Below are 25,821 nucleotides of genomic sequence, written 5' to 3'. Positions count from 1 at the left end.
ATTCTACAAACCCACATAACTCTTTTCTTAACAAACTGCACTTCTATGGTTTTATTATGTAAACTATTTACACTCATCGCTGGCGAGAGGTTAAATTTTATTGAAAATTACAAAAGGCATACTAAAAACTATTGAATTAGCGGAAATGCTAATTATTGCTAATGAAATTAGTGCAAAAGATGCGATCGCTTTAGAAAATTTTGACGAACTAGAAGACTCAATTCAATGCAACGCATTTCTGTAGTCGGAACCAGTGGTTCAGGAAAGACAACATTGGCGCGGCAAATATCCCAACGCCTCGCCATCCCACACATAGAACTAGACTATCTGCACTGGGAACCTAATTGGGTAGAAGTACCAAACGATGTGATGCGCGATCGCGTTTCCCAATCTTTAGCCGGCGATCGCTGGGTGGTAGATGGTAATTACAGCATAGTACGCGATATTGTTTGGCCCAGAGCAGATACAGTTGTTTGGCTAGACTACTCTTGGCTAGTGGTGATGCGTCGAATATTATGGCGAACACTGTCGCGGGTAGTCACACAACAGGAAGTCTGCAATGGTAATTATGAAACCTGGCAAAAGTCTTTCTTAAGTCGGGATTCTATTTTGTTATGGGCAATTCAAACTTACGGTAAAAATCGCCAAAAGTATCAGGCTTTACTTCAAGAATCTGATTGTACTCATCTGAACTTCATACGTTTGACATCGCCCGCAGTTACCAAAGATTGGTTATTGTCGTTGTGAGAAACATAGATAAACTACGGCTTATCTATCAAGATATAGATGTATTGATAAATTTTTTGATGATAAAATTTTATGTGTAGTTAATACTTCTAGGGATAGATGAGTAACCAAACTCGACACTCAGGCTACAATTGGGTGCAATCTCACAATCCTGCAAAGCTAGATTTGAAACTGCAACAAGAGTTCCAAAAAGAGCCAACTTTCTATTATTTCGCGTATGGCTCGTGTATGTGTCCCGTAGATTTAAAGCGATCGCTTGGGGAAAATACTCACCCCTACGTCATCGGCCCTGGAGTATTAAAAGGATATAGGCTGGGATTTTATCTCTATTCGCCCAGCCGTAAATGTGGTGTTTTGGATGTAGTCAAAGACCCAAAAGCCAGTGTGAAAGGTGTACTTTATCAGCTACCCTGGAGACTAAGTGAATATTTAGATAAACGTGAAGGTGTTTCTCAAGGGCTATATCAACACGAAGCTGTAGAGATTCACAGCCACAATTCCATATATAAAGATGTGCGTACCTATGTAGTTGTAAGCAAATTATCAGAAGAAGCCGCACCTAACGACTGGTATTTTAACGTAGTCTTGCGAGGTGCGGTTACTTGCGGTTTGCCAGAAGAATATTGCTGGCATTTGTTTAACCACATGTATAACTTGCAACAGCAACATCAAGCACAACTAATCAGGCGATCGGCATAGAAAAAGATCATAAACTTTGTAAAAATACTGATAACTATTAATCACTTCCCATCGATTCGACATACAGCTGAATGGCTGTGATATTATGGGAGACTGCTGCATATATTTAGAAAAATTAGAAATTAATCGATCATGGCTCTGACGCAACAGCGCAAACAAGAAATAATTACCAATTTCCAAGTTCACGAAACCGATACAGGTTCCGCTGATGTGCAAATTGCAATGCTGACCGAGCGAATTAATCGCCTCAGCGAACACCTCCAAGCTAATAAAAAAGACCATTCTTCCCGCCGTGGCTTATTAAAGCTCATTGGACATCGTAAGCGCCTGCTTGCTTATCTCCAACAAGAAAATCGGGAAAAATATCAAGCTTTGATTGCTCGTCTGGGTATTCGTGGATAGGGACTACCGCTTATGTCTGCTGAAGAATCTGAACGCAGTCGTTTGCCTTTTGAACCGAACAAAAAACGCCAAAAACCTGTAAAAGTTCAAAAAACTCCCATCAAGTCCAATACCTTAGAAACGTCAGCCAGCCAGAAGCCGCCATTTTCCAAAGAAGAGATGGCTATTCCCCAAGTGGTGAGCCAGCGGATGATTCGGCGAGTAGCTTTTTTTTGTGGTGTCCCCACAGCTTTGGGGATTACTACATTAATAGTTAGCTATCTACTGGCTACCCAAACCCAAATTAAGTTAGCACCTATTGCCGTTTTGCTGGTAAATATGGGGTTATTTGGTTTAGGGGTATTAGGCATTACTTACGGCGTTCTTTCTGCCTCTTGGGATGAAGAACGACCAGGAGGTTTAATCGGACTCAGCGAATTTACCACTAATTGGGGTCGGATGGTAGCGGTTTGGCGCGAAACTCGGCAAAAGAACGTCTGATAATTAGCGCTCAGGTATTCAGATGACTCCGATATTGGGTAATTTGACAGTAAATGTTGAAGTTAAAGTTATATAACTTCAACATTGCTAATTAAAAAAAATATACCATCTAATTAAACCCAATATTTTGTAGCTCTATGACTGAGCGCTTGATTTTTTTATACTTATAAATGTTAATATCTCATCATTAAAAATTACGCTAAATACTGAGAAGTACGACAATATAGTTAGGCTTATTTGTTTGATATTTCACTCAACTAATCAGGTAATTTAAAATGATCGTAGTCATGAAGATTGGTTCCCCAGAAGCGGAAATCAACCGCATTGACGAGGAACTAACAAGCTGGGGACTGACACCAGAAAAAATTATTGGTAAACACAAAGTCGTAATTGGTTTAGTAGGTGATACTGCCGATTTAGATCCCCTGCAAATTCAAGAAGTTAGCCCGTGGATTGAGCAAGTATTACGGGTAGAGCAACCTTATAAACGCGCCAGCCGTCAATTCCGTCATGGCGAAGCTTCGGAAGTATTGGTCAATACCCCTGATGGCGCAGTCTTATTTGGCGAACAACATCCTTTAGTAGTTGTGGCTGGCCCTTGCTCTGTAGAAAATGAAGAAATGATTGTGGAAACAGCACAGCGAGTCAAAGCCGCAGGTGCTAAATTTTTGCGTGGTGGTGCATACAAACCCCGAACTTCACCTTATGCCTTTCAAGGACATGGTGAAAGTGCTTTGGATTTACTGGCTAAGGCGCGGGAAGTCAGCGGGTTGGGAGTGATTACAGAAGTAATGGATGCGGCAGAACTCGATAAAATTGCCGCAGTTGCTGATGTTATCCAAGTAGGGGCGAGAAATATGCAGAATTTCTCCCTGCTGAAAAAAGTCGGCGCACAACAAAAGCCAGTGCTGCTGAAGCGGGGAATGTCATCCACTATTGAAGAGTGGTTAATGGCGGCTGAATATATTTTGGCAGGGGGAAACCCAAATGTGATTTTGTGTGAACGAGGAATTCGCACATTTGACCGCCAGTATACTCGCAACACACTAGATTTATCAGTAGTGCCAGTATTGCGAAAACTCACACACCTGCCAATTATGATTGATCCGAGTCATGGTGTCGGCTGGGCAGAATTCGTACCAGCTATGGCGATGGCTGCGATCGCAGCTGGCACTGATTCTCTGATGATTGAGGTGCATCCCAACCCCAAAAAAGCCCTCTCAGATGGGCCACAATCTTTAACACCAGAGCGTTTTGACCGCTTAATGCAAGAATTGGCTGTTGTTGGCAAAGCTGTAGGACGCTGGCCACAACCAGCAGTAGCTTTGGCTTGAAGCAGAATTTAGGAGTCAGTATTGTAGGGTGGACAGGATCATGTCCATCCTACTAATTTGGAAGGTTTTTGTATCGCTGGATAGAGTTATGCAACATATTTGACATGGTATCGTGCCAACAGTAAAAATTGCGATCGCTTATTTTTCTAAGACACAGAAATTACGTAGAAAAATTTTCTGTTGAGATTGGGTGTCTGGTGATTAAAAATAGCAATGTTTTTCTCACCTAAACCCCTTGTCCACAAAGTTTTTTGATCACGGCGTTAGTTGTAAAAATTTCAGATTTTAGATTTTGGTGCAGAATTTATGTGTAGATAGCCAAACGAAATCATAATGCGCTCTTGGTTAAATAGCACACTTCGCATTCGCCTAGTATTTCTTGTCCTTTTAGCTGTTGTTCCAGCACTAGGATTAATTCTGCACACAGCTTCCGAACAACGGCGTACCGCTATAACAGAGGCGCGAGAACAAACACTACGGCTGGCGAGATTAGCAGCTAATAACCAACAGCAGATAGTTGAAAGCAGTCGTCAACTGCTGATGATATTGGCACAGATACCCGTTGTGCGTCAGGGCAATTCAGTAGAGTGTAATCAATTATTAGCTGATATCCTTAAACAACATTCAGCTTATGCTAACTTTGCGGTACTTGATGCTCAAGGCAATATCACTTGTAGCGGGATTCCCTACTCTGGCTCAGTGAATGCAAAAGACCGCAGTTATTTTCAACGTGCTTTACAAACGCGGAAATTTGCCGTTGGAGAATATCAAATCGGTCGTAGTACTAAAAAAGCTACTCTGAATTTTGCTTATCCCATTTTAGACAAGACAGGGCGAGTGCAAACATTGGTTGTGGCTGCACTGAATTTAGATCAGTTAAATCAGTTGGCGGCGCAAGTCAAAATGCCTAAAGACTCAGTACTGAGTGTGGTTGACCAAACAGGAAAACTTTTAGTCCGCTATCCCCATCCAGAAACTTGGGTAGGCAAATCTATATCGCCAGATGCTCTGAGTAGCATTAAAAATGCTCAGGGTGAGGGTATTAATGAGGTGAAGAGCCTCGATGGAATACCAAGAATCTTCGCCTTTGTGCCTTTGGGAAATGATCCACTCAATCCCGATGTATATATCAGGATTGGGATTCCGAAGTTGGCAGTTCTGGCTGATGCTAATCAATTATTAGTGAGAAATTTAATTAGTTTAGGTGCAGTAACTTTTTTAGCGATCGCCGCTGCTTGGGTAGGCGGAGATGTTTTTTTTATCCGACAGATAAAATCATTGGTGGAAACAGCCAAGACCTTGGGTAGTGGGCAACTCAACACACGTACTGGACTTTTTTATCTATCGGGAGAACTGGGCGAACTAGCGCAAGCAATTGACGAAATGGCCGCAGCACTCCAAACACGGGAAATGGCGATCGCATCTTTGAGCCAAAATGTGCAAGAACAAGCCAATATCTTAAATGCGATTCTCTCGGCTTCGGTAGATCATATTTTTATTTTTGATCGGCATGGTCGTTATCAATATGTCAGTGCTGATGGTGCTGCGGTTTTTGGCAGGAAACCAGAAGAAATGCTAGGTAAGACTTGGCAAGAACTTGGTTTTACCCCAGAAATTTTAGTCACGATGGGTCAGGTAGATGAGCAAAGGGAAAAAGTCATCGCCACAGGCCAACCTATCAGGATAGAAATAGAGTATCAATCCGCTGATGGGGCGCATTGTTACGAATATATTTTGGCACCCCTAGATAATCCTGAGCAAGCGATCGCAGGCGTAATTGCCATATCCCGTGATATTAGCGAACGCCAACGCACTGAGGAAGCACTACGACAAAGCGAACAACGCCTCCGCATGGCACAAAGAGCCGGAAAAATAGGCACTTGGGAGTGGAATTTACTTACTGGTGAGGTATCTTGGTCAGAAGGAATCTGGGATATCTTGGGATTAGAAGTGGGTACAGAAGAACCTGGGTTGAAACTTTGGGCTGATTTTATCCATCCTGACGATCGCCCACAGATCATGGCAGGAGTAGAAAAAGTCTTAGCTGAAGGTAGGGAATATTACAGCGAATTCCGCATTATCCGCAGAGATAACACAGTGATTTGGTTAGCATCAAAAGGGCAAATTGTCCGCGATGTAGATGGACAAGCTGAACGGTTTTTAGGGGTCAACATTGATATTAGTGAGCGCAAGCAAGCCGAAGAAGTGCAACGGGAAAGTGAAGAACGCTTTCAGGCATTCATGGCACATAGTCCGGCGGCGGCTTGGATTACAGATGTAGAAGGTACAATTATTTACCTTAGCCCAACTTATGTACAAACGTTTGGGCTGCTCACTCAAGATGCGATCGGCAAATCTATATTTGAACTGTTTGAGTATGAGATTGCCATACAATTCTTAGACAACATCCAAACAGTGGCTCAAACTAATCAGGTTCTAGAAACAATTGAAATAGCACCTCTTTTAGATGGCACAATAGGCGATTTCCTCGTTTATAAATTCCCCATAGCACATTTATCTAGGCAAACTCTGGTTGGAGGAGTAGCAATTGATGTGACAGCACGCAGGCGAGCCGAAGCAGAACGGGAAGAATTATTGCTACGGGAACAAGCAGCCAGAGAAGTCGCCGAAACTGCCAACCGCATTAAAGATGAATTTTTGGCGGTGTTGTCTCATGAATTACGAACCCCGTTAAATCCCATTCTCGGCTGGATCAAATTGCTGCGGACTCGCCAATTAGATGACGATAAAAAAGCGATCGCATTAGAAACCATCGAACGCAATGCTAAATTACAAACTCAACTAATCGGCGATTTATTAGATATTTCCCGCATTTTGCAAGGCAAACTAACGCTGACAATTTCTTCAGTTGATTTAGCTACAACCATTGCAGCTGCCAAAGAAACAGTCGCTTTAGCCGCGGAAGCTAAATCAATAGAGATTCATACTGAGATAGCACCAGATGTTCAACCGTTTCTTGGTGATGCGAGTCGTTTACAACAAGTGGTGTGGAATTTGCTGACGAATGCGGTGAAGTTTACCTCAAATGGCGGTCAGATCAATATCAAGCTTGAATCTACGCCTAACTATACCCAGATTCAAGTCAGCGATACAGGTAAAGGAATTACACCAGAGTTTTTACCTTACGTTTTTGAAAGTTTCCGTCAAGCTGATAGTGCCACAACCCGGAAATTTGGCGGACTAGGATTAGGATTAGCAATTGTACGTCACATTGTCGAAATGCACGGTGGTACAGTTTACGCCGACAGTCTCGGAGAAGACCAAGGAGCTACTTTTACAGTCCAGTTACCACGGATAACTACAGTTATACAACCCGACCAAAATTACAGTTTAGCCAAAAAATCCTTAAATTTGCGCGGCGTAAGGGTGCTGACTGTTGAAGATGAACAAGATACGCGAGAACTACTAATGTTTACAATTGTACAGTATGGCGCGGAAGTGAAAGCAGCTGCATCTGCTCATGAAGCATTAGCGATTTTCCGACAATTTCAGCCAGATATTTTAGTATGTGATATTGCTATGCCAGAGATGGACGGCTACGCACTCATCCGTCAGGTCAGAACTTGGCCAAAAGAACAAGGCGGACAGATACCTGCGATCGCTCTCAGTGCTTATGCTGGAGAATCTGATCAAAAACAAGCTCTAGCGGCAGGTTTTCAACGGCATTTATCCAAACCCGTAGATCTGGAACAATTAGTAGAAGCGATCGCTAGTCTATGCAATTTTAGATTGTAGATTGAGAATTGCTTTGAGCGTTTAGGTTCGCCAAGCCATTTTTCTCCATCATTCTTTACTCTCGACTCCCTAAATTAACGTGAATTCGATGGCATTAAAAACCCCTCTCCAAACCTCTCACGCCAGTCGCCTCAAGTCGGGAACCCCTTTCGGCAGTTGCTTCAAGTCGGCAAAGCCGCCCAACGCACTGCCTCACCACGGCGCTGGCTCCCCGACGAGGGGAGAGGCTTAAAAGTCCAATTATTTCGTACTAAGTTATAGATTTTTAGCCTCTTCCCTTGTAGGGAAGGGGTTGGGGTTAGGTCTCATCGAACTCACATTAAATTAATTGTTTTGCCACGCGATCAAGATTTTTGCGAATTTCTAAGGTGGCGACACCAGTTATCATCCCTTCATCCTCAGACGAATATTGCGCTGCAAACTTCTTAACTGCGGCTACAGTTCTTGGCCCATAAAAGGGATGATCTTTGGGTAAGTCTGCTTTGACGACGACATCCAACTCATATTGGAGAATTTTGATCACTTCTTCCGCTTTCGCCATTGTTTTTGGCCCAACTACCCCATCTACCTGTAGTCCATAATCTGCCTGAAAGTTTTTGATTGCTTGTACAGTTTTAATGGTTGTTAACTGCGAATTATCTTTACTAACCGGAAACCCATTCCCCATCGCAGCAAAATCTTGAGCTAGATATCCTAATCCAAATAAAATCGACCGGAATTGAGCATTGGTGTAGGTAATCATATTTACTAAAGCTCCAAACTTAGGCTGCAAGATTTTTAGTACTGAGTAATTGGGTTTTATCCATTAACATTAGCTACACCAACCATTGATGAGATTCCTAATTGAACAAATCATCATTGGGTTGCAGCTGAGTTTCAAACCGAGAATAAACCAGTTCTGTTGTATACCAGGAAGAAAACCAGTATAAATCTTGAATGACTTTACTAGCAAGACTTTCATCTGTCGGTTCAAACTGCACTAATGCTAAATTATTTTTTCCTACTACTTCTTTTCCATCTTGAAACCACTTGGATCGCCAAAACATTAAAAATTGTAGCGATCGCCACTTAGCCTTTTCTGGTCGATTCCACGGTGCGATAAAACTTAATATATCGATTGCTAAGTCAGCAGGTTGCGTTTTTTGTCGGGGAAGCAACTCTAGCGCACAACGCCAATCAGGATGAGGTGAATGTTGGCGTTGCCATTGTTTAGCAGAAACTTCCCTCATATCAACTGGATTTCTCCAACCCAACCAATACCGCACTGTTTCAGGTAACAGCCAATTTTTCAATTTTGTATGAATTAAGCGTGTTAGAAATTCTTCATTTTTCAACGCACTACATGTTAACTGCACCAATACAGATGAGGCAGGCGAATTAACATGTTGATGAGATAAACGCACCACAGAACTATAATGAATATCTCCCGACAAGACAATAACTTGTTGACGTTGAGCAAATAATGTGCTGAGAAATTGCGCCAATGCTTCTGTATGAATGTTCCACGCATCACCTACATCTGTAGAAAAAACTTTTTCATTTTGTAAATGCCAATGATGAACCCAATCAATTACTTTCAATCCAAATACATTGGTAGGTGCAATCACAAATGTGGCTGGAATATTGGTTTTTGCTTGTAAAGGTATCAGCAGTTGTTGTTTTAACGCTTGGGGTGATAACAATCTGGGCGGGGCGATGGGTTTTTGGTCGGCTGGATAACCCCGCCAAGTCCGGGTATCGAGAACAATCACTTCATGAATCGGACTGCGAATTGTGTAATGCCAATCCAAGGCTTGGGGATGTCTGGCTAGAACTAATACTGAACCATCTTGGGCAAAGGTTGGCAAGCCTGTGAGAGAATCTTGATCTGGGATGCCAACATAATGGGCGATCGCTTGATCTGCATAATTATCTGTACCGTGGGAAGCTGACCAAATTTCTGCCGCCGCCAACAGTTTTTCACCTGGTTGACCAAAGGCAAATTGCTCAGGTGTATTTCCCCAAGCTTGAAATACACTGTAAGCTAATAAAGCATTCTGTACTACCCGCCGTCCTAAAGGTTTTCCTAGAACTCGCAAACACCAAGCTTGATTGAGGTTCCAGTCATCGCTAACATCGTGGTCATCAAAAATCGTGTATGTGGGAATATTCGCCAAAGCACGGCGGACTTTTCCCAAGGTGTACATAAATTGCTGTAAATCTTTGACTTCTTGATTCCAGTTTTTGATACCTTGGCGATTGTTGGTTACTGCTTTTCCTGGCGGAAATTTCCGCGGCCAGCATACAGGCGACCAAGTTAATAAATAAGCCGCGTAATATTCTCCCAAACTGAGCAGGTGACTGTTAACCTTACTATATTTGTTATGTAATCCGGCAGTAAAACCAGCTTGTTCAGTAGCAACTTCCGCCCGTTGTCTGGTGGGTAATTGCTTGGGAGTACAATAAGTTGGGCTGACTGGTAACTTTTCTTCCCAGCCTAATAAAATATCACCCAAATGAGTCGCCACCCATAACGAAGGATCGGCAACATCATCGCCATAAATTTGGTCGCCAGTGAGAAATAATTGATGAGGGCGGCGTTGGGGTTGACTTGCTGTATTGGCAATTAAACTATCGAGAATTGGTAACGCATCCAACCCATGACCGTGGGGTTTACGACAAGAAGCGTGGACAATTTTTAAATCTTGCAGACGACTGGGAGATAGAGCAAACGTTGGTTTTTGATGGTCAAAATAACTAATGCTATCTGCGGCAAAATTCTGAGAACTTAATGCTTGTGATAGAGTTTGCTGTTCTGCACCACAGACGAATTGTAAGTCATAGGCATAGATGCGATCGCTCACCAAATGATTGACAACTTCACACCGCGCCGTCACGGCTACGATATGCAAATATTCACCCAAAGCAACTGTAGCGCGTTGCCCCTCTAGCAAACAATTGCCTAATGTTGCGCCATTGTTGGTTGTTTCATAAACCTTCAGTTGCACCTGACAAGACTGCTTTAAGGCTATCCATACCGTCACTGAGTTTGATTCGGTATGTTGCAGCATCGGCCCTGCCAAAATTAGCGGCAGTTCTGCTATAAACTCGCTTCCAAAGGGGTTTTGCATGAGTAACTTTTATCGGCGTTGATCTGCGGACATCGGCGGTTAATTTATTCCCCTCTTTTTTGCTGTGGCTCTGGGACAGGCAATCCCAAATTGAGAAATGATTGTGATAGATGGATTACTCAAATCCAAAATGGTGTCAGCTGCCTATCCCAAAAGAATTATAATCAACTCTTGGCAATACCTTCTTCACGGGCTGCCCTTTGTACAGCCGCCGCCACAGCCGGAGCGACACGCGCATCAAACACAGAAGGAATAATATGTTCTGGATTTAAATCGGCTGGGTTGACTAAAGAAGCGATCGCACTAGCAGCTTCTAAATACATGGTGGTAGTAATTTCTTTAGCGCGACAATCTAAAGCCCCGCGAAACACTCCCGGAAAAGCCAACACATTATTGATTTGATTTGGGTAATCACTGCGTCCAGTCGCCATGATCGCTACGGTTTTGCTAACCAATTCTGGCTGAATTTCGGGAATTGGATTGGCCATTGCAAACACAATTGGGTCTTTAGCCATTGCTTGCACCATTTCTGGGGTTAATACTCCTGGGGCGCTGACACCAATGAACACATCTGCGCCTTGCATTGCACCAGCTAACGTACCTTGAGCTTTCACCGCAAATTCTTGTTTTTCTTCTGTCAAGTCTGCGCGACTGGTGGAAAGAATACCTTTGGAGTCACACATCAAAATTGTTTGCGCTCCAGCTTTCCGCAGTAACCGCGCGATCGCCACACCCGCAGCACCAGCACCGTTAATTACAATGCGGATATCTGCCATTGATTTGTGTACTAATTTCAGAGAATTGTATAACGCAGCTAAAGTCACAATTGCTGTACCATGTTGGTCATCATGGAAGACCGGAATATCTAATTCCTGACGCAATCTTTGTTCAATTTCAAAGCAGCGGGGTGCAGCAATATCTTCTAAATTCACACCACCAAACACAGGTGCAATGTGCTTGACAGCCTGAACAATCTCATCGGTATTTTGCGTAGCCAGACAGATTGGAAAAGCATCTATGCCGGCAAATTCTTTGAATAGCATCGCTTTACCTTCCATCACAGGTAAAGCCGCCGCTGGGCCGAGATTGCCCAACCCCAAAACAGCGCTACCATCTGTAACAATGGCGACAGTGTTTTGTTTAATTGTCAGATTGTAGACTTCCTCTGGTTTTTGGGCGATCGCTTTACAAATCCTGCCTACCCCTGGAGTATAAGCCATTGCTAAATCAGAAACACTCTTCAAGGCAATGCGGCTGGCAATGCTAATTTTGCCCCCACGGTGTAAGTTAAATGTGCGATCGTAAACATCTAGCAATTTGATGTTTGGTAGTTCTTTGATCACTTGGACAATTGTCTCAGCGTGTTCGGTACTAGCAGCATCAACAGTAATATCACGGGTGGACTCTTGACGGGTTTGCTCAATTAAATCTATCTGACCCAGATTACCACCACTGGTGGCGATCGCCTGTGTCACCGATGCCAACATCCCCACACGGTTGGGAATCTGCAACCGTAGGGTCAAGCTAAAACTAGAGTTAGGAGTCAGGTCTGCCATTGTGATTTTGCAATAGTAAATTTTAGATCTTATATTGAATCGCTGAGTAAAAATCTAGACTAAAACTAAAATCTTTTCAGCACAAATTATCAAATAAACTAAAAAGCGATCGCATTGATGGTTTGTCAGTGCGATCGCTTTAGGTTTGGTTCCGCAAGCTTGGTCTATGAGTAAAGAATCCCCACGCCTCTATTTAGGCTGGGTATTATCACAATAAAAAAGATACTTTGAGTTAAAGTATCTTTAAAATTAATCACTGAGTATCAGAGCAATAATAAAGGGTCTTAAAATTGGCAATTTTCAGATTATTATTTAGTAAATATGTCTTTATAATAACAAGGTAATCTCCGCTAAATGAGAACAAATTAGTAATTCTTTACATTAAATAGAGCTATAGAGAACCACTGGCCGCAGAAATAAAGCAAGTTTTCTGCCTACTCTGGGGCAAAATGGCTAATAAATTAACATTTATATACATCACTGTCTAGATGTCATGCTAGAAAATTGAGGATTTTGTGAGGAAGTTTATTTACAGTGGTAACTGGATAATAAACTCTGTTCCTTGCCCAGATACAGAATTCACCTCAATACTTCCACCATGTTTTTCAATGATAATTTGACGAGCGATCGCTAATCCCAAACCAGTTCCTTTACCTACTGGTTTAGTTGTAAATAGGTGATCAAAAATTTTCTGCTTAACTTCAGGAGTCATCCCAATTCCATTATCTTTAATATAAATTAATACACTTTTATGCTCCTCATTAAGTTTGGTAGTGAGCATAATGCGATTGGGATGAGCTTTTATCTCATCTATATTGCGTCCTATATTTGACTCTTCTAAAGCATCAATAGCATTGGCTATTAAATTCATAAATACTTGGCTAAGTTGACCAGGAAAACACCGCACTAATGGAATGTCGTCATAGTTTTTGACAACTTCAATTGCGGGACGAGCTTGTGAAGCCTTGAGGCGGTGTTTGAGAATTAAAATTGTACTATCAAAAATTTCATGAAGATTACAAATACTTGGTTTTTGAGTATCGCCTCTGGAGAATGTACGCAAACTGAGGCTGACATCATAAATCCGATTGATTCCCTCTTGCATCGAAGCAATTAGTTTAGGCAAGTCTTCCCGCACATATTCTACATCTATATCGCGCAAAGTTTTTGTTATTTCTGGTGCAGGTTGAGGATAGTAATTTTCATACAAGTCAATTACTTTTAATAAATCTTGGATATATTCACTTGCAGGTTTTAAATTACCAATAATAAAGCCGATGGGATTATTAATTTCATGCGCTATACCTGAAACTAAATTGCCCAAAGTAGACATTTTTTCACTCTGTACTAATTGCAACTGCATTTCTGTGAGGTCAGACAGAGAAGATTCTAATTGTTTGGCGTAGTTTTGAGCTTGCTGATATAGCCGAGAGTTCTCTAAAGAAATAGCTGCTTGAGATGTAATTAAATTCAAAACCTTGATATTTTCTTTCGTGAATGCACTGGCAATGAGTTTATTTTCTAGGTACAAAATCCCAATAAATTTCCCTTGATAGAAGATAGGGTTACATAATATTGAAATTGGTTTGTGCTGTTGGATATAAAGATTTGATTGATAATTAGGCTCCGAAAGAGCATCATTTATCACTAAAACTTCTTGCGTTCTAGCAACGTATTCAACTATAGGTACTGGAATATCTCTACTTGCTTTTACCGGAATTGATGGCAGAATAATCGAATTGCTATCTATACTATTGACGGCTTCTAGGAATAATTCATTATCTTTAAGTAAAATCAGACAACCCTTTTGAGCAGCAGCGTTTTCGAGAATTATCTGCAAAAGTTTCTCTAGGAGTTTATCTAGCACTATTTCGCTACTAATTGCTTGTGAAGCTTTCAGTATTGTCCCTAAATCTAAAATACCATCGTTGTTACTTGTCGTTCCTGAATAGTTGATTTTTGTTGTAGCGATCGTTCGGGTAACATCGATTCCTGATTGTTTCCAATTTACACTACGAATAATTAAATTATTATAGTGTTCATCTAAGTATTGAACTTTCGCTATCGCTCCCCAATGAATATAACCATAATAAGCTTCAGTTATGTACATTTTGGCAATTTTTTCTTTACCAAAATCTATATAACATTTAGCTGCTAATTCATTAGCTAAAGCTTCTTCGGCGACATAACCATGCTTCTTTGCTCCTGCAATAGCCCGATCATATAAGTCTGTGGCTACTTGAAATTTACCTAATACTCTAGCTTTTTCTGCTTCTACTAGCTCATATTTATGCTGGAAGTTACATGGTGCTTGTATAGCCCATTTTTTCATTTTATTTTGATTAGCTGTTACCTGTTTTAAATATTGCTTTTTTTGTAAAGGTAACGCCTGATTACACAGTGCTGCCAGAGCTAAAGAATGATAGAAATTATTAGCAGTATAAATTAGTAATCCTACGTTATCAGCATGAGTTTTTTCAGCTAATACGGCATTTTCAACTGCTAGTGCATATTCACCAAATAAATAACATACTATGGTTTTACATCCATAATAAAATCCTTTAAACGAGTAATTTTTTAATAACTCTGCTGCCATTGTAATTTCATCAAAAGCCTCACCAATTAAAACAGCTTTTTGTGATGTCTTTGCTTGCAAATTTAAAGCTACTTGTCTGAACATGCTTGTAGCTACCCCTAGAGATTGCAACTTTAATTTCTGCATTAAATCAACATAGCCAGATATTTTCTGATCTACAGATTCCAAATTTTCTCCCGAAAGTAAAGCATGATAGCCCGCAATTACAGCACAATAACCAGCATTTTCGATATTACCTAATTCTAAGCCACTCTGCATCCCTTCTAAGAGTGGTGAGATTGTTTCTTTTAAATGTTCTTTATAAAAGCTAATCGTGCCATTGTTGACAAAGTAAACAGTAGCTTTGATTGAGTTATCATTCATATTTGCCAGTAAATCTACTGCCAGCTTTCCTAATTTATATCCTGTTTCAACTTGGTTAAATTTATCAGTCAAAATAGTTCCATAAGCTGCATAACCATAAGCTGAAACAGGTGATTTACCGTATTTAATAGATAATCTCACCATCGCCAATACAGATAACACAAACAGAAAAGAGCCTGCCTGACTAGCCGCTGGCACAATTTGCAATAAAATTTGCATCGCTGCTAGTTTATAAGGATCAGACATATCAGGTAACAAAGCTAACTTTTCTATTGGTTTACCTATTAATCCTATTTTTGTCTCTGTTAAGGCTGATAAAACATGTAATTGTGTAGGGTTATTTGGTAATATTACTCCTAATTCACTCAAGGCTTTTACACCAATTTCTAATACTTCTGGCATCTGATTTTGTGCCATATAAGTTAGCATTTTTACTTCATATAGTTTTACCTTGTCTAGAATATTATTGGCTCGATTTATAGCAATATGCCCTAAATGATTAGACTGTTCAAAATTACCATTTAAATACTCTATCTCTGTGGTTTCAGTATATAAGTTCAATGTTAGTTCATAATATTTTTGCCAACTATCTGCTGTTAACAGCTTTAAGCCTATATTCAAATATCTTGCAGCCGCCTCATACGCAGTAGCCGCTTTTGCTTTTTTACCAGCGAGCAAATTCAGTTTGGCTAGTTCATATTTTTGTAATTGTTGAGTTAATAAATCCCAGCCAACATTCAGCTGATTAACAATATCTAAAATATTTTCTGACAATAATTCAGCAGGTGTCTGTTCTAGTAACAAACGACCTATTTGTAAATGAGTTCCTTGTTTTTGATTTTCAGGAATTAATGAATAAGCAGCTTGTTGAATGCGATCGTGTAAAAACTTATAACTAATCTGCTTGGAATCAAAAGTTAATTTAGCAGATTCCTCCTGTTCAAAAACTAAGGGTATGCGATAAGCATCACTTAAAGGTAAAATTAATCCACATTGCAAGGCAGCGTACAGATCACTTGCCGTAGTTGCAGGTGATTTACCGCTAACAATAGATAGAATATCTAGGGAAAATCTATTACCAATACAAGCAGCTAATTTCAATATTTCTTGTGTAGCGATCGGCAGGTTTTTAATTCTACTAGCAATTAATTCTACGATGCGTTTATCAATAATTCCAATTGTTTGAATTTTGTCTATATCCCACTGCCATAAACCAGTGTGAAAGTCAAAATTAAATAAATTATCTTGATGTAATGCAAGTAATAACTGTGTTAAAAAAAATGGATTACCTGCTGTCTTATTGTAAAGTAAATCTACTAATGGTTTGATTTTATCTGAATTTTCATTCAGTGTATCAGCAATTAATTGATGATAATTATCAACAGATAGAGCTTGTAAGACAATATCCAAAACAAGATTATGGCTTTTATTAATTTCTTCTATTGTTTGAATTAAAGGATGTGTAATTGTAACTTCATTATTTCGATAAGCACCTATTAAAAGTAAATATTTAGTTTTCTGGTCAGTAATGAGTAATTGTATTAACTTGAGGGTAGCTGAATCACTCCATTGCAAGTCATCTAAAAAGATTACCAAAGGGTGATCTTTTGTGGCAAATACGCGGATAAAGTCTGTAAAAACACGATTAAAGCGATTTTGTGATTCTGCTGCACTGAGTTGAGCTACTTCTGGTTGTTTGCCAATGACCAATTCTACTTCTGGAATTACATCAATAATGACTTTTCCATAAGACTTAACAGCTGCTAAGATTTTACCCCGCCATATTTCAAACTTAGTATCATCTTCTGTAAGCAATTGCCTCATTAATGAACTAAAAGCCTGAATTAATGAGGCATAGGGAACATTCCGTTGAAATTGGTCAAATTTCCCACTAATAAAGAAGCCTTTGGCACGAGTGATCGGTTTATTTACCTCATTCACTACAGAAGATTTACCAATTCCTGAATAGCCAGAAACTAAAATAAGTTCACGCTTGCCTTGACTAACTCGCTCAAAAGCTTCTAAAAGAGAATTAACTTTACTTTCTCTGCCATAAAGCTTTTGGGGAATTAGCAATTGACTTAAAATATCTAACCGACCAGGTGTGAAATTACAGATTTCTCCTGTTGTTTCTAACTGTTCTTGACATATTTCTAAATCTACCAACAATCCTTTAGCTGTTTGATAGCGGTCTTCAGCATTTTTTGCCATCAGTTTCTTTACCATAAACGAGATAGCACTAGGAATTTCTGGATTTAATAATTCAATTTCTGTAGGTTCTTTAGCAATATGAGAGTAAACTAACTCCAGGGGGTCATGACTTTGAAAGGGTAATTGCTTGGTAAGCATTTCATAGAAAGTCACCCCAAGAGAATAAAAATCACTCCGATAGTCAAGGTTGCGGTTCATTCTCCCGGTTTGTTCCGGGGACATATAAATAAGAGTGCCTTCTAGTTGATTGGGGTTAGCTAGTTGGGGTATTTCTTTATCTAAACGGGAGGCAATACTAAAATCAGTCAGTTTGACAAGCCCAGTTTCTGGGTTAATGATGATGTTGGCAGGTTTAATATCTTTATGAATAATATGGCAATCATGTACTGAGACTAGAGCTTTTGCTAATTGAATGGCAATGCTCATAAAACTTTTTAAATCTTGTCTGCTTTGACTTAGCAGTTGTTTCAAAGAGTAGCCATGAATATCTTCAAATACGATCGCTAGGCGATTTTTGTGGGTTTCCAGTCTTAAAACCTTGACAACACCTGCTAAATTGAGGTTTTCTGTAATTTTGTATTCATGTCTCAGACGGGCGATCGCATCTATGGAAGGATAATCCGCTTTCAGAATTTTCAGAATGATCGATTGTTTGTCATATTCTGACCTAGCACGATAAATAATCGTGTCATCTCCTTCATGGAGCATTTCGTTTAATTCATACCCTGATATTAAATCAACTGTCAGCATTGTTATTCCCTTTGTGAATAAACAAAAAATAGTTAAAAAAATTAACTATTTTTTTATTGAGTTACAAGTTAAAGATTTTGATATTCTAGTAAGACTATTTATGAAATTGAAATATCTAGATTCCCGACTGCTGATAAAAATCGGGAATCTATTTTTAGGCTAATAGTTTAGTGATGCAGTATGTTGGAGTTGTCTGGTCGAAAAATGTTTATCAAAGTTGGGTAGGTATTGTCTAATCAGATTTTTATCTATTGTTGGACACTTAATATTAGTATCCTTGATCGCCTGAAGGACGTTTTTAGTTTGGAAGTCAGGAGTGCGATGATGTACCTCTAAAATAGTACTGCGGTCTTGATAGACTTTCTCTTGGAAGAAAGAAATTAATGGATGTAAGGGATTAGTTGTTGACAAAGTAGATAAAGCATTCAACCAGTTTTTTGGAGAAATCTTTTGTAGAGGATAGCCTAACTCTTTCAAGTATTCAAATATTTCTAGATGGCTTAATTCTTTTTCAGGCGGTACCAGAATATTGTACTGACCACCTGTATATTTTGTATCCAAGGAAAGATGAGCGATCGCCTCAGCAACATAGTCTACAGGTGTTGGCACCCAACGTTTTTCAGGAAAATCGGGATACATACCCATCTGAATGCAACCACTGACGAAGCGATAGAACATATCATTGAGGTTCGCAACTTGGGTTTGTCTGTGTCCAGAAATAAAACCAGGACGGTAAATAGAAACGGCTAATCCTTTTGCTTGGGCTGAGTGCAACATCCTTTCCGCAACCCATTTTGACCGTACATATCCATACTCTACAGATATAATTCCTTCACACAGATCAATATCAAATTCCTCTGCAACTTCATTTATACCTAGCAAAGATGTGATTGAGCCATAAACAGCTAAGGTAGATAGGTAATGCAAAGTTTTATGACGACGATGTGCTGCTAAAGTCAGGATATTTGCAGTACCATCAACATTGGATTTTTTGATCAGCGAGTAAGGTTTGATGTAGTTAGTATCAGCAGCTACATGATAAATTTGATCAACTTCCTCACCCAGTTGGTCAAATAATCGGGTCGGCAGTTGCAACTGTGGTTGCTCAATATCGCCATTAATGACACTTACCTGCGCCAGTTTTGCCGTTGGTAGTTGATATTGAATAAAGGTTGCTCGCAGCCTCTCAACTGCATCTGTCTGGTTTTCTGCCCGAATCAGGCAATAAATTTTCTTATAACTACCTTTTGTCAGTAGTTCATCAAGCAAGTGTGCGCCGAGAAAACCTGTTGTACCTGTAATTAATGCACAGTCATATTTAGCTTGTGGTGGTTCTTGCCAAAGAGATGTGTTTAAATCTGGAGAAAGTACAGCTTCTGTTTGTAAGTCAATGTATCTATCATTAGCAGCACTTTCACTTTTGAGTTTAAACTGCTCTAATAATCTGGCTACATCTGATGGTGTCGGATACTCATAAATTAAGCGAGAAGGAATAGCGACACCAAAATCGCGTTCGAGTCCATATAAGACATGAGCTATACACAGGGAGCTGCCACCCATTTCAAAGAAATTAGTGTGAGGTTTGCAAGTACCAGTAGGCAATTCTAAAGCTTCATCAAAAACTACCGCAATTTTGATAGAGTTATCCATCGTATCAGCAACAAAAGATGGTGTTTGAGGCAGTTCTGGTAAAGCATTTCGGTCTACTTTACTACGATTAGGTAGCAAAGGTAATTCGTCCATGAACACAAAACGCGTAGGCACCATATAATCTGGTAATTGTTCAGCCGCAAAGCGTTGTAGGTGCTTTTCTGTTAAAAAATGCCCAGCTTTGGGAACGATGTATGCAACGAGCATTGATACACCATAATTTTCTGGCACATCACTACTTTCTATACGTACACTTCTAATTGCTTTAACGGCATTTGTCTGTACTCCAGGATGTTGGGCAAGTATCATTTCAATTGCTTCTATTTCTATACGCTTGCCCCGAATTTTCACCTGATGATCAGATCTACCAGCATAGTGTAACAGGCCTGGCTGATGCGGATCTTCGTAAACGATATCACCAGTTTTATAGATTTTGCCTGCACCAAAAGGGTTGTCTAGAAAACGAGAACTTGTAATTTCTGGTTTGTCTAGATAGCCTTTAGCTACTCCCATACCACCTACATATAGCTCACCCTTTTCACCACTATGACAAAGTTGGAGTTCTTCATTGAGAATGTATAGCTGTACATTTGGTAGTGCATAGCCAATAGGCAGACTCATTTCTTGTTGCTTGAATTCGTACATTGTGCAACAAACTGTGATTTCTGTTGGCCCATAAGCATTGAAAAAGCGTGTATGAGGCGAAACCCAGGCTTTTGCAAGTGAGACAGAGCAAGCTTCACCACCTACTACTACCATTCGTAAATCAGTTAAATAATTACGAAAAGATGTGAGGGTTGCCAGTACAGAAGGTGGTAGCATCACCCATTGCACCCTATATTTTGTGAGGAAATTTGCCAAGAGTTGCCCAGGAAGCATTTGCTCTCTTGCACCTAGTACTAAAGTTGCACCACCACATAAGGCTGTGAAGATTTCCCAGACGGCGGCATCAAAACTGATAGAAGCAAACTGAAGTAAACGCAAGCCTGGTTTGATATTAAAAGTGTGACAACTAGCTTCTGCAAGATTGAGCAACCCTTGATGGGTAAGCATTACGCCTTTAGGAACGCCTGTAGAACCAGATGTGTAGATAATGTAAGCTAATTGGTCAGGCTCTACGGAAGGTAACGAAGAGGATGTAGTTAAAGGTTGCCAGACTGTAGGAGTGTCTAAAAAACACATTTGTCCGTCCAAACCACTCTGCCGCATTGCTGGCTCAATATCAAAGGCAAACTTTTGCTGTGTCAGAATCGTGGTTAATTTAGCATCAGCAATCATGTAACTAAGTCGCTGACGGGGTAAATCAGGATCAAGAGGAACAAACGCTGCACCTGCTTTTAAAATGGCGCAGATTGCAATCACCATTTCAAAAGAAGGTTCGATACACAATCCTACTAAATTGTTTGGTTTTAGTGAACCTTGTGCTGTTAAGTATTGAGATAACTGTTCTGTCCTTTGTTGCAATTCACCATACGTAAACTGCTGATCTTCGATAATCACAGCTAGTTCATCATGATATTTCTGAAAAACGAAATCGATGAGAGAAACTACTGTTGTATGAATTTGAGAATTTTGATTATTCATTATAATTACAGATACGTATTTGCTCAAAAAATGCGAAATTAGATGATGGAGATAGATAGCACTGATAAAACTGAAAGTTCAAAGTGGAAGCTTGTAAAACTGAGAATTATAAGATTAGCAATTTCCTATATTTAAATTGATAATTTGGTTATCTGGCAATCCTAAAAGAATTACAAAAATAATTGTTTGATTAGCTAACTGCATACTTCAAATCAGAAGCTATCGGCTATCTTGCAGGGTCAAAAAGCTATTTTTATTTCAATAAGCTCTTGAGTGCAAGGCAGAGTATGTTCAAAGCAGAGAAGTTCTACAAAGTATTGTAAATCTGTAGAAACTACAATTTTTTCTAAAAATTACTAACTCTAGATTTAGATGTTGTTTCAGCAATTTAACGCAAGTAGTTTTCAATCTAGCTTGTAAAATTATCATCTAAAATTTCGAAGATAAAAATCTGAAGCTAGAAAATCATCTTGACATAGCTTTTCTTAAATATCTAGATGTTAATTCAAATCTTTAACTTTATAAAATCACTATAATCAATACCTATGCAAAGATATTTAAGTATGTAATGGGAAAGTAATTTCATATTGATTGTTCACTAAATAAAGGGTTTAATCAATATTTAATCAGTAATTTATTTTGTCTAAATAATTTATCGGAAAACAAATATTATAATTTTAAAATTACTAGTAATTATACGTAAGTACCATAAAAATTAGCTTCTTACACAAATCAGGTATTCAAGTTTATATTCAGCAATTTGCTAAACTTGCCAAATTTTGATTGTTTTATCAGAACTACCACTAACTAAAAATTTACCATCAGGACTCAGAGCGAGAGAATTTACAGTTCCTGAATGTCCGGTGAGTGTGTAGAGGATTTCATTTGTCGCAATCCGCCAAATATTAATTGTGCGATCGCCACTACCACTAAATAAACGTTGTCCATCAGTACTCAGAGTGATGGATTTGACTGCATCTGAGTGTCCGTGGAGAGTCTGCAAAAGTTTACCTGTTAGCAAATGCCAAATCTTAATCGTTGTATCAGTACTACCGCTAAATAGCAGTTGTCCATCAGAACTAATGGCGATTGATTTTACGTCGCCTGTATGACCTGTGAGTGTGCGTAGGGGATCACCTGTGCGCGGGTTCCACAGTCTAATTTTACTATCGGAACTACCACTGGCTAAAATGCTACCATCAGGACTAATGGCGACAGCATGAACAGCTGAAGAATGCCAAAGTGTACAAATGCGATCGCCTTTATGTAAATTCCAAATTTTAATTTTATTACTACCACTAGCGAGAATCTGCCCATCAGGACTAATATCGACAACGTTGACTGGTTTTTGATGACCTAATAGGGTGTGGATTAACTGACCAGTGCTTAAATGCCAAACTGTGACATTACTTTTGGGATGTTGACAACTTCCCACCGCCAGAAAATTCCCATCAGAACTAATCGCCACCGATGAAACTTCGCCTAAATTCCCGGTGAGAGTTCTAATCTGTTTTCCGGTTTGCAAATTCCAGATATTAATTGTTTGATCTGCACAGCCACTCACGACAGTCTCCCCATCAGGACTAATAGCCACAGATGCAACTTTACCGGAATGACCTGTTAAGGTGTGGATGAGTTCGGGAGATTCGAGGGTGCGTTTGTGTTTGAGGGTGGCGATCGCCTGTAAGATTTTTTCTGTGGATGCAATACTTTGGCGATCGCTCACTGCCATAAAATATTCTTTGAGTTTATCAAAATATTCCTCATCTTCTATTTTGATGACAGATAGCATTGCTTCTAGAGGATGAGGAAATTCCTGAGTTTTAACTTGACGCAATTCTAACCAGGTGTTGATGGAATAATCTACTTGTTCTTGCGCCCAAGAGCGATCGGGTAAATGTGATAAACTCTGCGCTAATTGTAAAGCTAACTCTGGAACCCAATATCTACGCTCTTTTTCCAGAGCTTGATAAACTTGTTGATACCCTGTGGCATATACCTGGAGTATATTATCTTCTGACATTGCCTGTACTGCGGGCAAATCTAGCCTATCTTTGAGAAAACTAGGTAACAACTCTGGTAATAATGGTGGTACATCATGATGAACCAAGTGATAAGCATCTGCTACCCAAGCTGCTACTAAACAATGACAGGTAATTAATACTTGACAAAACTTAGCAATATCTTGCTGATTTATTTGGTATTTCCAAGACAGTTTAGTAATATCAATCCCTTTAGCTTGCCATTTTTCTGCCTTTTCTAAAATTGCCAAATTATGTACATTATCACCGCCTAACTGATTAATTTCCTCTAAGTCTTCACCTAAATTGATTAATTCATCTCTAATTTTTTTCCACTCTAAAGCCCGATTTTTAGCAAACTCTTGTAAAATCTCTTTGTATGGTAGCCGAGAGATAGTTTTATAAAAATAATTCTCTTGACCTAAGCCCCAATAAGCAATCCGAAAATTTAAATAATCACCATCATGGTCTGATTCTAAAATTAAAATTGGCTCTGTTTTTAACAGACTAAATAAAGCCTTAATACTCGATTCACTATGAAAACGTTTACTATCCCAAGCACCTGCTAAAAATTCTGTTGGTCTGGTAGGGTGATGCAGAGAATAATTAGTATTAATAAATTCACGCAAACCCTCAGCTAAAATTCTTTCTAATTCCGAAATTTCTTCAGGATTGCTGTCAAATTGGTCAAACTTAATTTGTGGAGGCGCGAGAAAAATTTTCAGAGGGGTATTTGTGTGAGTGTTCCGAGTTTCTAAAATTTGCGAAGGATATAATCTTAAAGGCCAGCTATCCAAAACTTTATTGACTTCTGGTAACTGAAGAGATGTATCTCTTTCCTGTTGTGCAATTTGTAATTGTGTTTCTCGTTGATAAACGGCTAATCTCTGTTGTAAGAGTTTTTCTTGGTGAAATTCATCTTCGGAACTTTTGCTATTAGTGGTAATATTTACAAATTCAATAATTTCTTCGATAACTTGCGGTAATTGATAATTTGTTGTATTTATACCTTCTGATGTTCTCTTTTGTACAAGATTGACAACTACAGGTGCAAACTCTAGTACAAGTTGGATGAGTAACCTTAACCCTTGTTCCATAAAGGGATGCCTGTTAGATTAATAAAATAAATTGTGGAGAAGAAATACTTTTAACTACAGCAGTTTGTTATTAAGTCATGCTGATATTCATCACTTAAAATAAATGCCATAAGCCATAGTACTACTTAGCGGGATCAGATTTGCCCATAAATTTAATCTCTAGTGTTAATGGTGATGCCGCCATATTAACTGCGTTATAACTAATTGCCGAACATCATAGTAAAATTGAAGAGAAATTTTTTCTAGCGATCGCAGCCCTAATCAAATTTTAAAATAGTCAGAAAATTAAGTAAACTAATTGATGTCCCAACATAGAAATTTCGAGTAAATTAAAGATTTATGCTATGGTTCAAAGCTATCACCATATTAATCTGCTAAATAAGGCTTAAAATCATAAAATCTGCTTATTAAAGCATATAACTAAATTCTACACATACTTTACTGAGCATTTTCTACTATATGAAGGTTTGACTAGAAAATGCTCAGTCTTACCTAACACAATTAAAATCTAATTCCTAATTGTCCATTAAAGCCTCTGACAGAATTATAACCTGCACCGACAAAGACGTGTTTTGTAGCACCTACCTGAACACCACCAGAAACAGCAACACCTCTATCTTGAGAATATAATCCGACTCCTACATAAGGAGAAATAACTGGTAAATTGATAAACTTTAGCACATCTACTCCCGTAGCACCGTCAGGGCCATTTCCCACTTCCACACCTAAATTTAAGGCTCTAGCTCCCACCGCATAAGTTGTATCGCCATCTTTGCTCCCAACAGATACCCAAGGTTGTGGTACTAATTGAGCAGATGCTTGGCTAGGCGCAAACAAAGCGAACAAACCAATGGATGTAATGAGTGTTTTAGTAATAATTGCTTTTTTCATCCTTTCCTCCTAATATTAACCAGCCAAGATGATTAATTGTGACGCATTTGCTAAAGTTAAGTGCCTGAATTAAGCGAGATAAGTTGGCGCTCAAAGATAGTAACTTGGAGTGAATTTGCCAGTGAGAATATTATTATTGATGGCAACTTATTATGATTAGACAAAAACATGAAATATCTATAAGAATCATCTTTGATTGTTGAGAAAACAAAGTGAATTTCTACCTGACTTATTTGGTGTTATTGATGATGTAGGGACTGGTACTAAGCGCAGCCGAAGTAGCTTATCGAAGTGTTCTCTATTCCCTACCTAAACAAATAATTTCATTAATTACAGTCAATTTAGATAAAACTGAACGGTATTTTCACATAAGCTAGTTTTTTATACTGACTTACTGACTCCAAAAGGACTCTCTGATTTGATGAAATGAATCGTTGAAAGTAATTAAGTAAATTTATTTCGGGTGAATTTTTCATATAAACTTTTTTAAATTACGTAGAATTATTTAAATTATTTAGAAAATAAATTACATTATCATCTGCGATTCAAATTCAAAATAATAGTAGATAAACTC

14 protein-coding genes are annotated in these 25,821 nt (G+C 39.1%); 7 read left to right on the top strand and 7 right to left on the bottom strand.

What is annotated here, in order from left to right:
- The first annotated feature begins 100 nt into the window (after window positions 1-100).
- The 7 genes from NCWK1_RS29475 to NCWK1_RS09230 all read left to right on the top strand — a co-directional run bounded on the left by NCWK1_RS29475 (window position 101) and on the right by NCWK1_RS09230 (window position 7,418).
- The gene (locus NCWK1_RS29475; RefSeq protein ID WP_187308094.1) at window positions 101-244 is read left to right on the top strand and encodes a hypothetical protein; all 144 of its coding nucleotides are present in this window, start codon (window positions 101-103) and stop codon (window positions 242-244) included.
- Window positions 226-747, top strand: a complete 522-nt coding sequence (locus NCWK1_RS09255) for a P-loop NTPase family protein (protein ID WP_103124505.1) — start codon at window positions 226-228, stop codon at window positions 745-747. Before NCWK1_RS29475 ends, NCWK1_RS09255 begins: the two co-directional genes overlap by 19 nt.
- Before the next feature lie 99 nt (window positions 748-846).
- Complete coding sequence (locus tag NCWK1_RS09250; protein WP_103124504.1) at window positions 847-1,446, top strand: gamma-glutamylcyclotransferase family protein; 600 nt, start codon at window positions 847-849, stop codon at window positions 1,444-1,446.
- A 132-nt stretch (window positions 1,447-1,578) separates the two neighbouring features.
- Window positions 1,579-1,848: a 30S ribosomal protein S15 gene (gene rpsO / locus NCWK1_RS09245; protein ID WP_096579741.1), complete on the top strand. Its 270-nt coding sequence runs from the start codon at window positions 1,579-1,581 to the stop codon at window positions 1,846-1,848.
- A 12-nt stretch (window positions 1,849-1,860) separates the two neighbouring features.
- Window positions 1,861-2,328, top strand: coding sequence for a PAM68 family protein (locus NCWK1_RS09240; RefSeq protein WP_096579740.1), 468 nt, complete (start codon window positions 1,861-1,863; stop codon window positions 2,326-2,328).
- A 275-nt stretch (window positions 2,329-2,603) separates the two neighbouring features.
- A complete protein-coding gene (gene aroF, locus NCWK1_RS09235; RefSeq protein WP_103124503.1) occupies window positions 2,604-3,662 on the top strand; it encodes a 3-deoxy-7-phosphoheptulonate synthase in 1,059 nt (352 codons plus the stop codon).
- A gap of 333 nt (window positions 3,663-3,995) precedes the next feature.
- Window positions 3,996-7,418, top strand: coding sequence for a PAS domain S-box protein (locus NCWK1_RS09230; protein ID WP_103124502.1), 3,423 nt, complete (start codon window positions 3,996-3,998; stop codon window positions 7,416-7,418).
- A 319-nt stretch (window positions 7,419-7,737) separates the two neighbouring features.
- Here NCWK1_RS09230 and NCWK1_RS09225 read toward each other — a convergent pair whose 3' ends face one another.
- From NCWK1_RS09225 to NCWK1_RS09195, 7 genes are all read right to left on the bottom strand, one after another.
- Window positions 7,738-8,160, bottom strand: a complete 423-nt coding sequence (locus tag NCWK1_RS09225; RefSeq protein WP_103124501.1) for a peptidoglycan-binding protein — start codon at window positions 8,158-8,160, stop codon at window positions 7,738-7,740.
- Window positions 8,161-8,257: 97 nt separating this feature from the next.
- Complete coding sequence (locus NCWK1_RS09220; RefSeq protein ID WP_103124500.1) at window positions 8,258-10,528, bottom strand: alkaline phosphatase D family protein; 2,271 nt, start codon at window positions 10,526-10,528, stop codon at window positions 8,258-8,260.
- A gap of 164 nt (window positions 10,529-10,692) precedes the next feature.
- Window positions 10,693-12,084 (bottom strand): malic enzyme-like NAD(P)-binding protein, encoded by a 1,392-nt coding sequence (locus NCWK1_RS09215; RefSeq protein ID WP_096579730.1) that lies wholly within the window; start codon window positions 12,082-12,084, stop codon window positions 10,693-10,695.
- Window positions 12,085-12,613: 529 nt separating this feature from the next.
- Window positions 12,614-18,004, bottom strand: coding sequence for a trifunctional serine/threonine-protein kinase/ATP-binding protein/sensor histidine kinase (locus NCWK1_RS09210; protein ID WP_103124499.1), 5,391 nt, complete (start codon window positions 18,002-18,004; stop codon window positions 12,614-12,616).
- A gap of 159 nt (window positions 18,005-18,163) precedes the next feature.
- A complete protein-coding gene (locus NCWK1_RS09205; RefSeq protein WP_103124498.1) occupies window positions 18,164-21,238 on the bottom strand; it encodes a non-ribosomal peptide synthetase in 3,075 nt (1,024 codons plus the stop codon).
- Between the two features lie 763 nt (window positions 21,239-22,001).
- Window positions 22,002-24,356, bottom strand: a complete 2,355-nt coding sequence (locus NCWK1_RS09200; protein ID WP_103124497.1) for a WD40 repeat domain-containing protein — start codon at window positions 24,354-24,356, stop codon at window positions 22,002-22,004.
- 501 nt (window positions 24,357-24,857) lie between these two features.
- Complete coding sequence (locus tag NCWK1_RS09195; protein WP_103124496.1) at window positions 24,858-25,247, bottom strand: hypothetical protein; 390 nt, start codon at window positions 25,245-25,247, stop codon at window positions 24,858-24,860.
- Window positions 25,248-25,821 lie beyond the last annotated feature (574 nt).

Source organism: Nostoc cycadae WK-1 (genome assembly GCF_002897135.1).
In the GTDB taxonomy this organism is placed as follows: domain Bacteria; phylum Cyanobacteriota; class Cyanobacteriia; order Cyanobacteriales; family Nostocaceae; genus Nostoc_B.
Note: the sequence above shows the minus strand (reverse complement) of the source record. Positions and strands in the feature narration are given on the sequence as shown.

What these genes read in the sequence shown, in the direction of transcription:
- NCWK1_RS09230 (WP_103124502.1), top strand. Translation starts at nt 3,996, where the DNA reads ATGCGCTCTTGGTTAAATAGCACACTTCGCATTCGCCTAGTATTTCTT.
- NCWK1_RS09225 (WP_103124501.1), bottom strand. Translation starts at nt 8,160, where the DNA reads ATGATTACCTACACCAATGCTCAATTCCGGTCGATTTTATTTGGATTA.
- NCWK1_RS09250 (WP_103124504.1), top strand. Translation starts at nt 847, where the DNA reads ATGAGTAACCAAACTCGACACTCAGGCTACAATTGGGTGCAATCTCAC.
- NCWK1_RS09220 (WP_103124500.1), bottom strand. Translation starts at nt 10,528, where the DNA reads ATGCAAAACCCCTTTGGAAGCGAGTTTATAGCAGAACTGCCGCTAATT.
- aroF (WP_103124503.1), top strand. Translation starts at nt 2,604, where the DNA reads ATGATCGTAGTCATGAAGATTGGTTCCCCAGAAGCGGAAATCAACCGC.
- NCWK1_RS09255 (WP_103124505.1), top strand. Translation starts at nt 226, where the DNA reads ATGCAACGCATTTCTGTAGTCGGAACCAGTGGTTCAGGAAAGACAACA.
- rpsO (WP_096579741.1), top strand. Translation starts at nt 1,579, where the DNA reads ATGGCTCTGACGCAACAGCGCAAACAAGAAATAATTACCAATTTCCAA.
- NCWK1_RS09205 (WP_103124498.1), bottom strand. Translation starts at nt 21,238, where the DNA reads ATGAATAATCAAAATTCTCAAATTCATACAACAGTAGTTTCTCTCATC.
- NCWK1_RS09240 (WP_096579740.1), top strand. Translation starts at nt 1,861, where the DNA reads ATGTCTGCTGAAGAATCTGAACGCAGTCGTTTGCCTTTTGAACCGAAC.
- NCWK1_RS09200 (WP_103124497.1), bottom strand. Translation starts at nt 24,356, where the DNA reads ATGGAACAAGGGTTAAGGTTACTCATCCAACTTGTACTAGAGTTTGCA.
- NCWK1_RS09215 (WP_096579730.1), bottom strand. Translation starts at nt 12,084, where the DNA reads ATGGCAGACCTGACTCCTAACTCTAGTTTTAGCTTGACCCTACGGTTG.
- NCWK1_RS09195 (WP_103124496.1), bottom strand. Translation starts at nt 25,247, where the DNA reads ATGAAAAAAGCAATTATTACTAAAACACTCATTACATCCATTGGTTTG.
- NCWK1_RS09210 (WP_103124499.1), bottom strand. Translation starts at nt 18,004, where the DNA reads ATGCTGACAGTTGATTTAATATCAGGGTATGAATTAAACGAAATGCTC.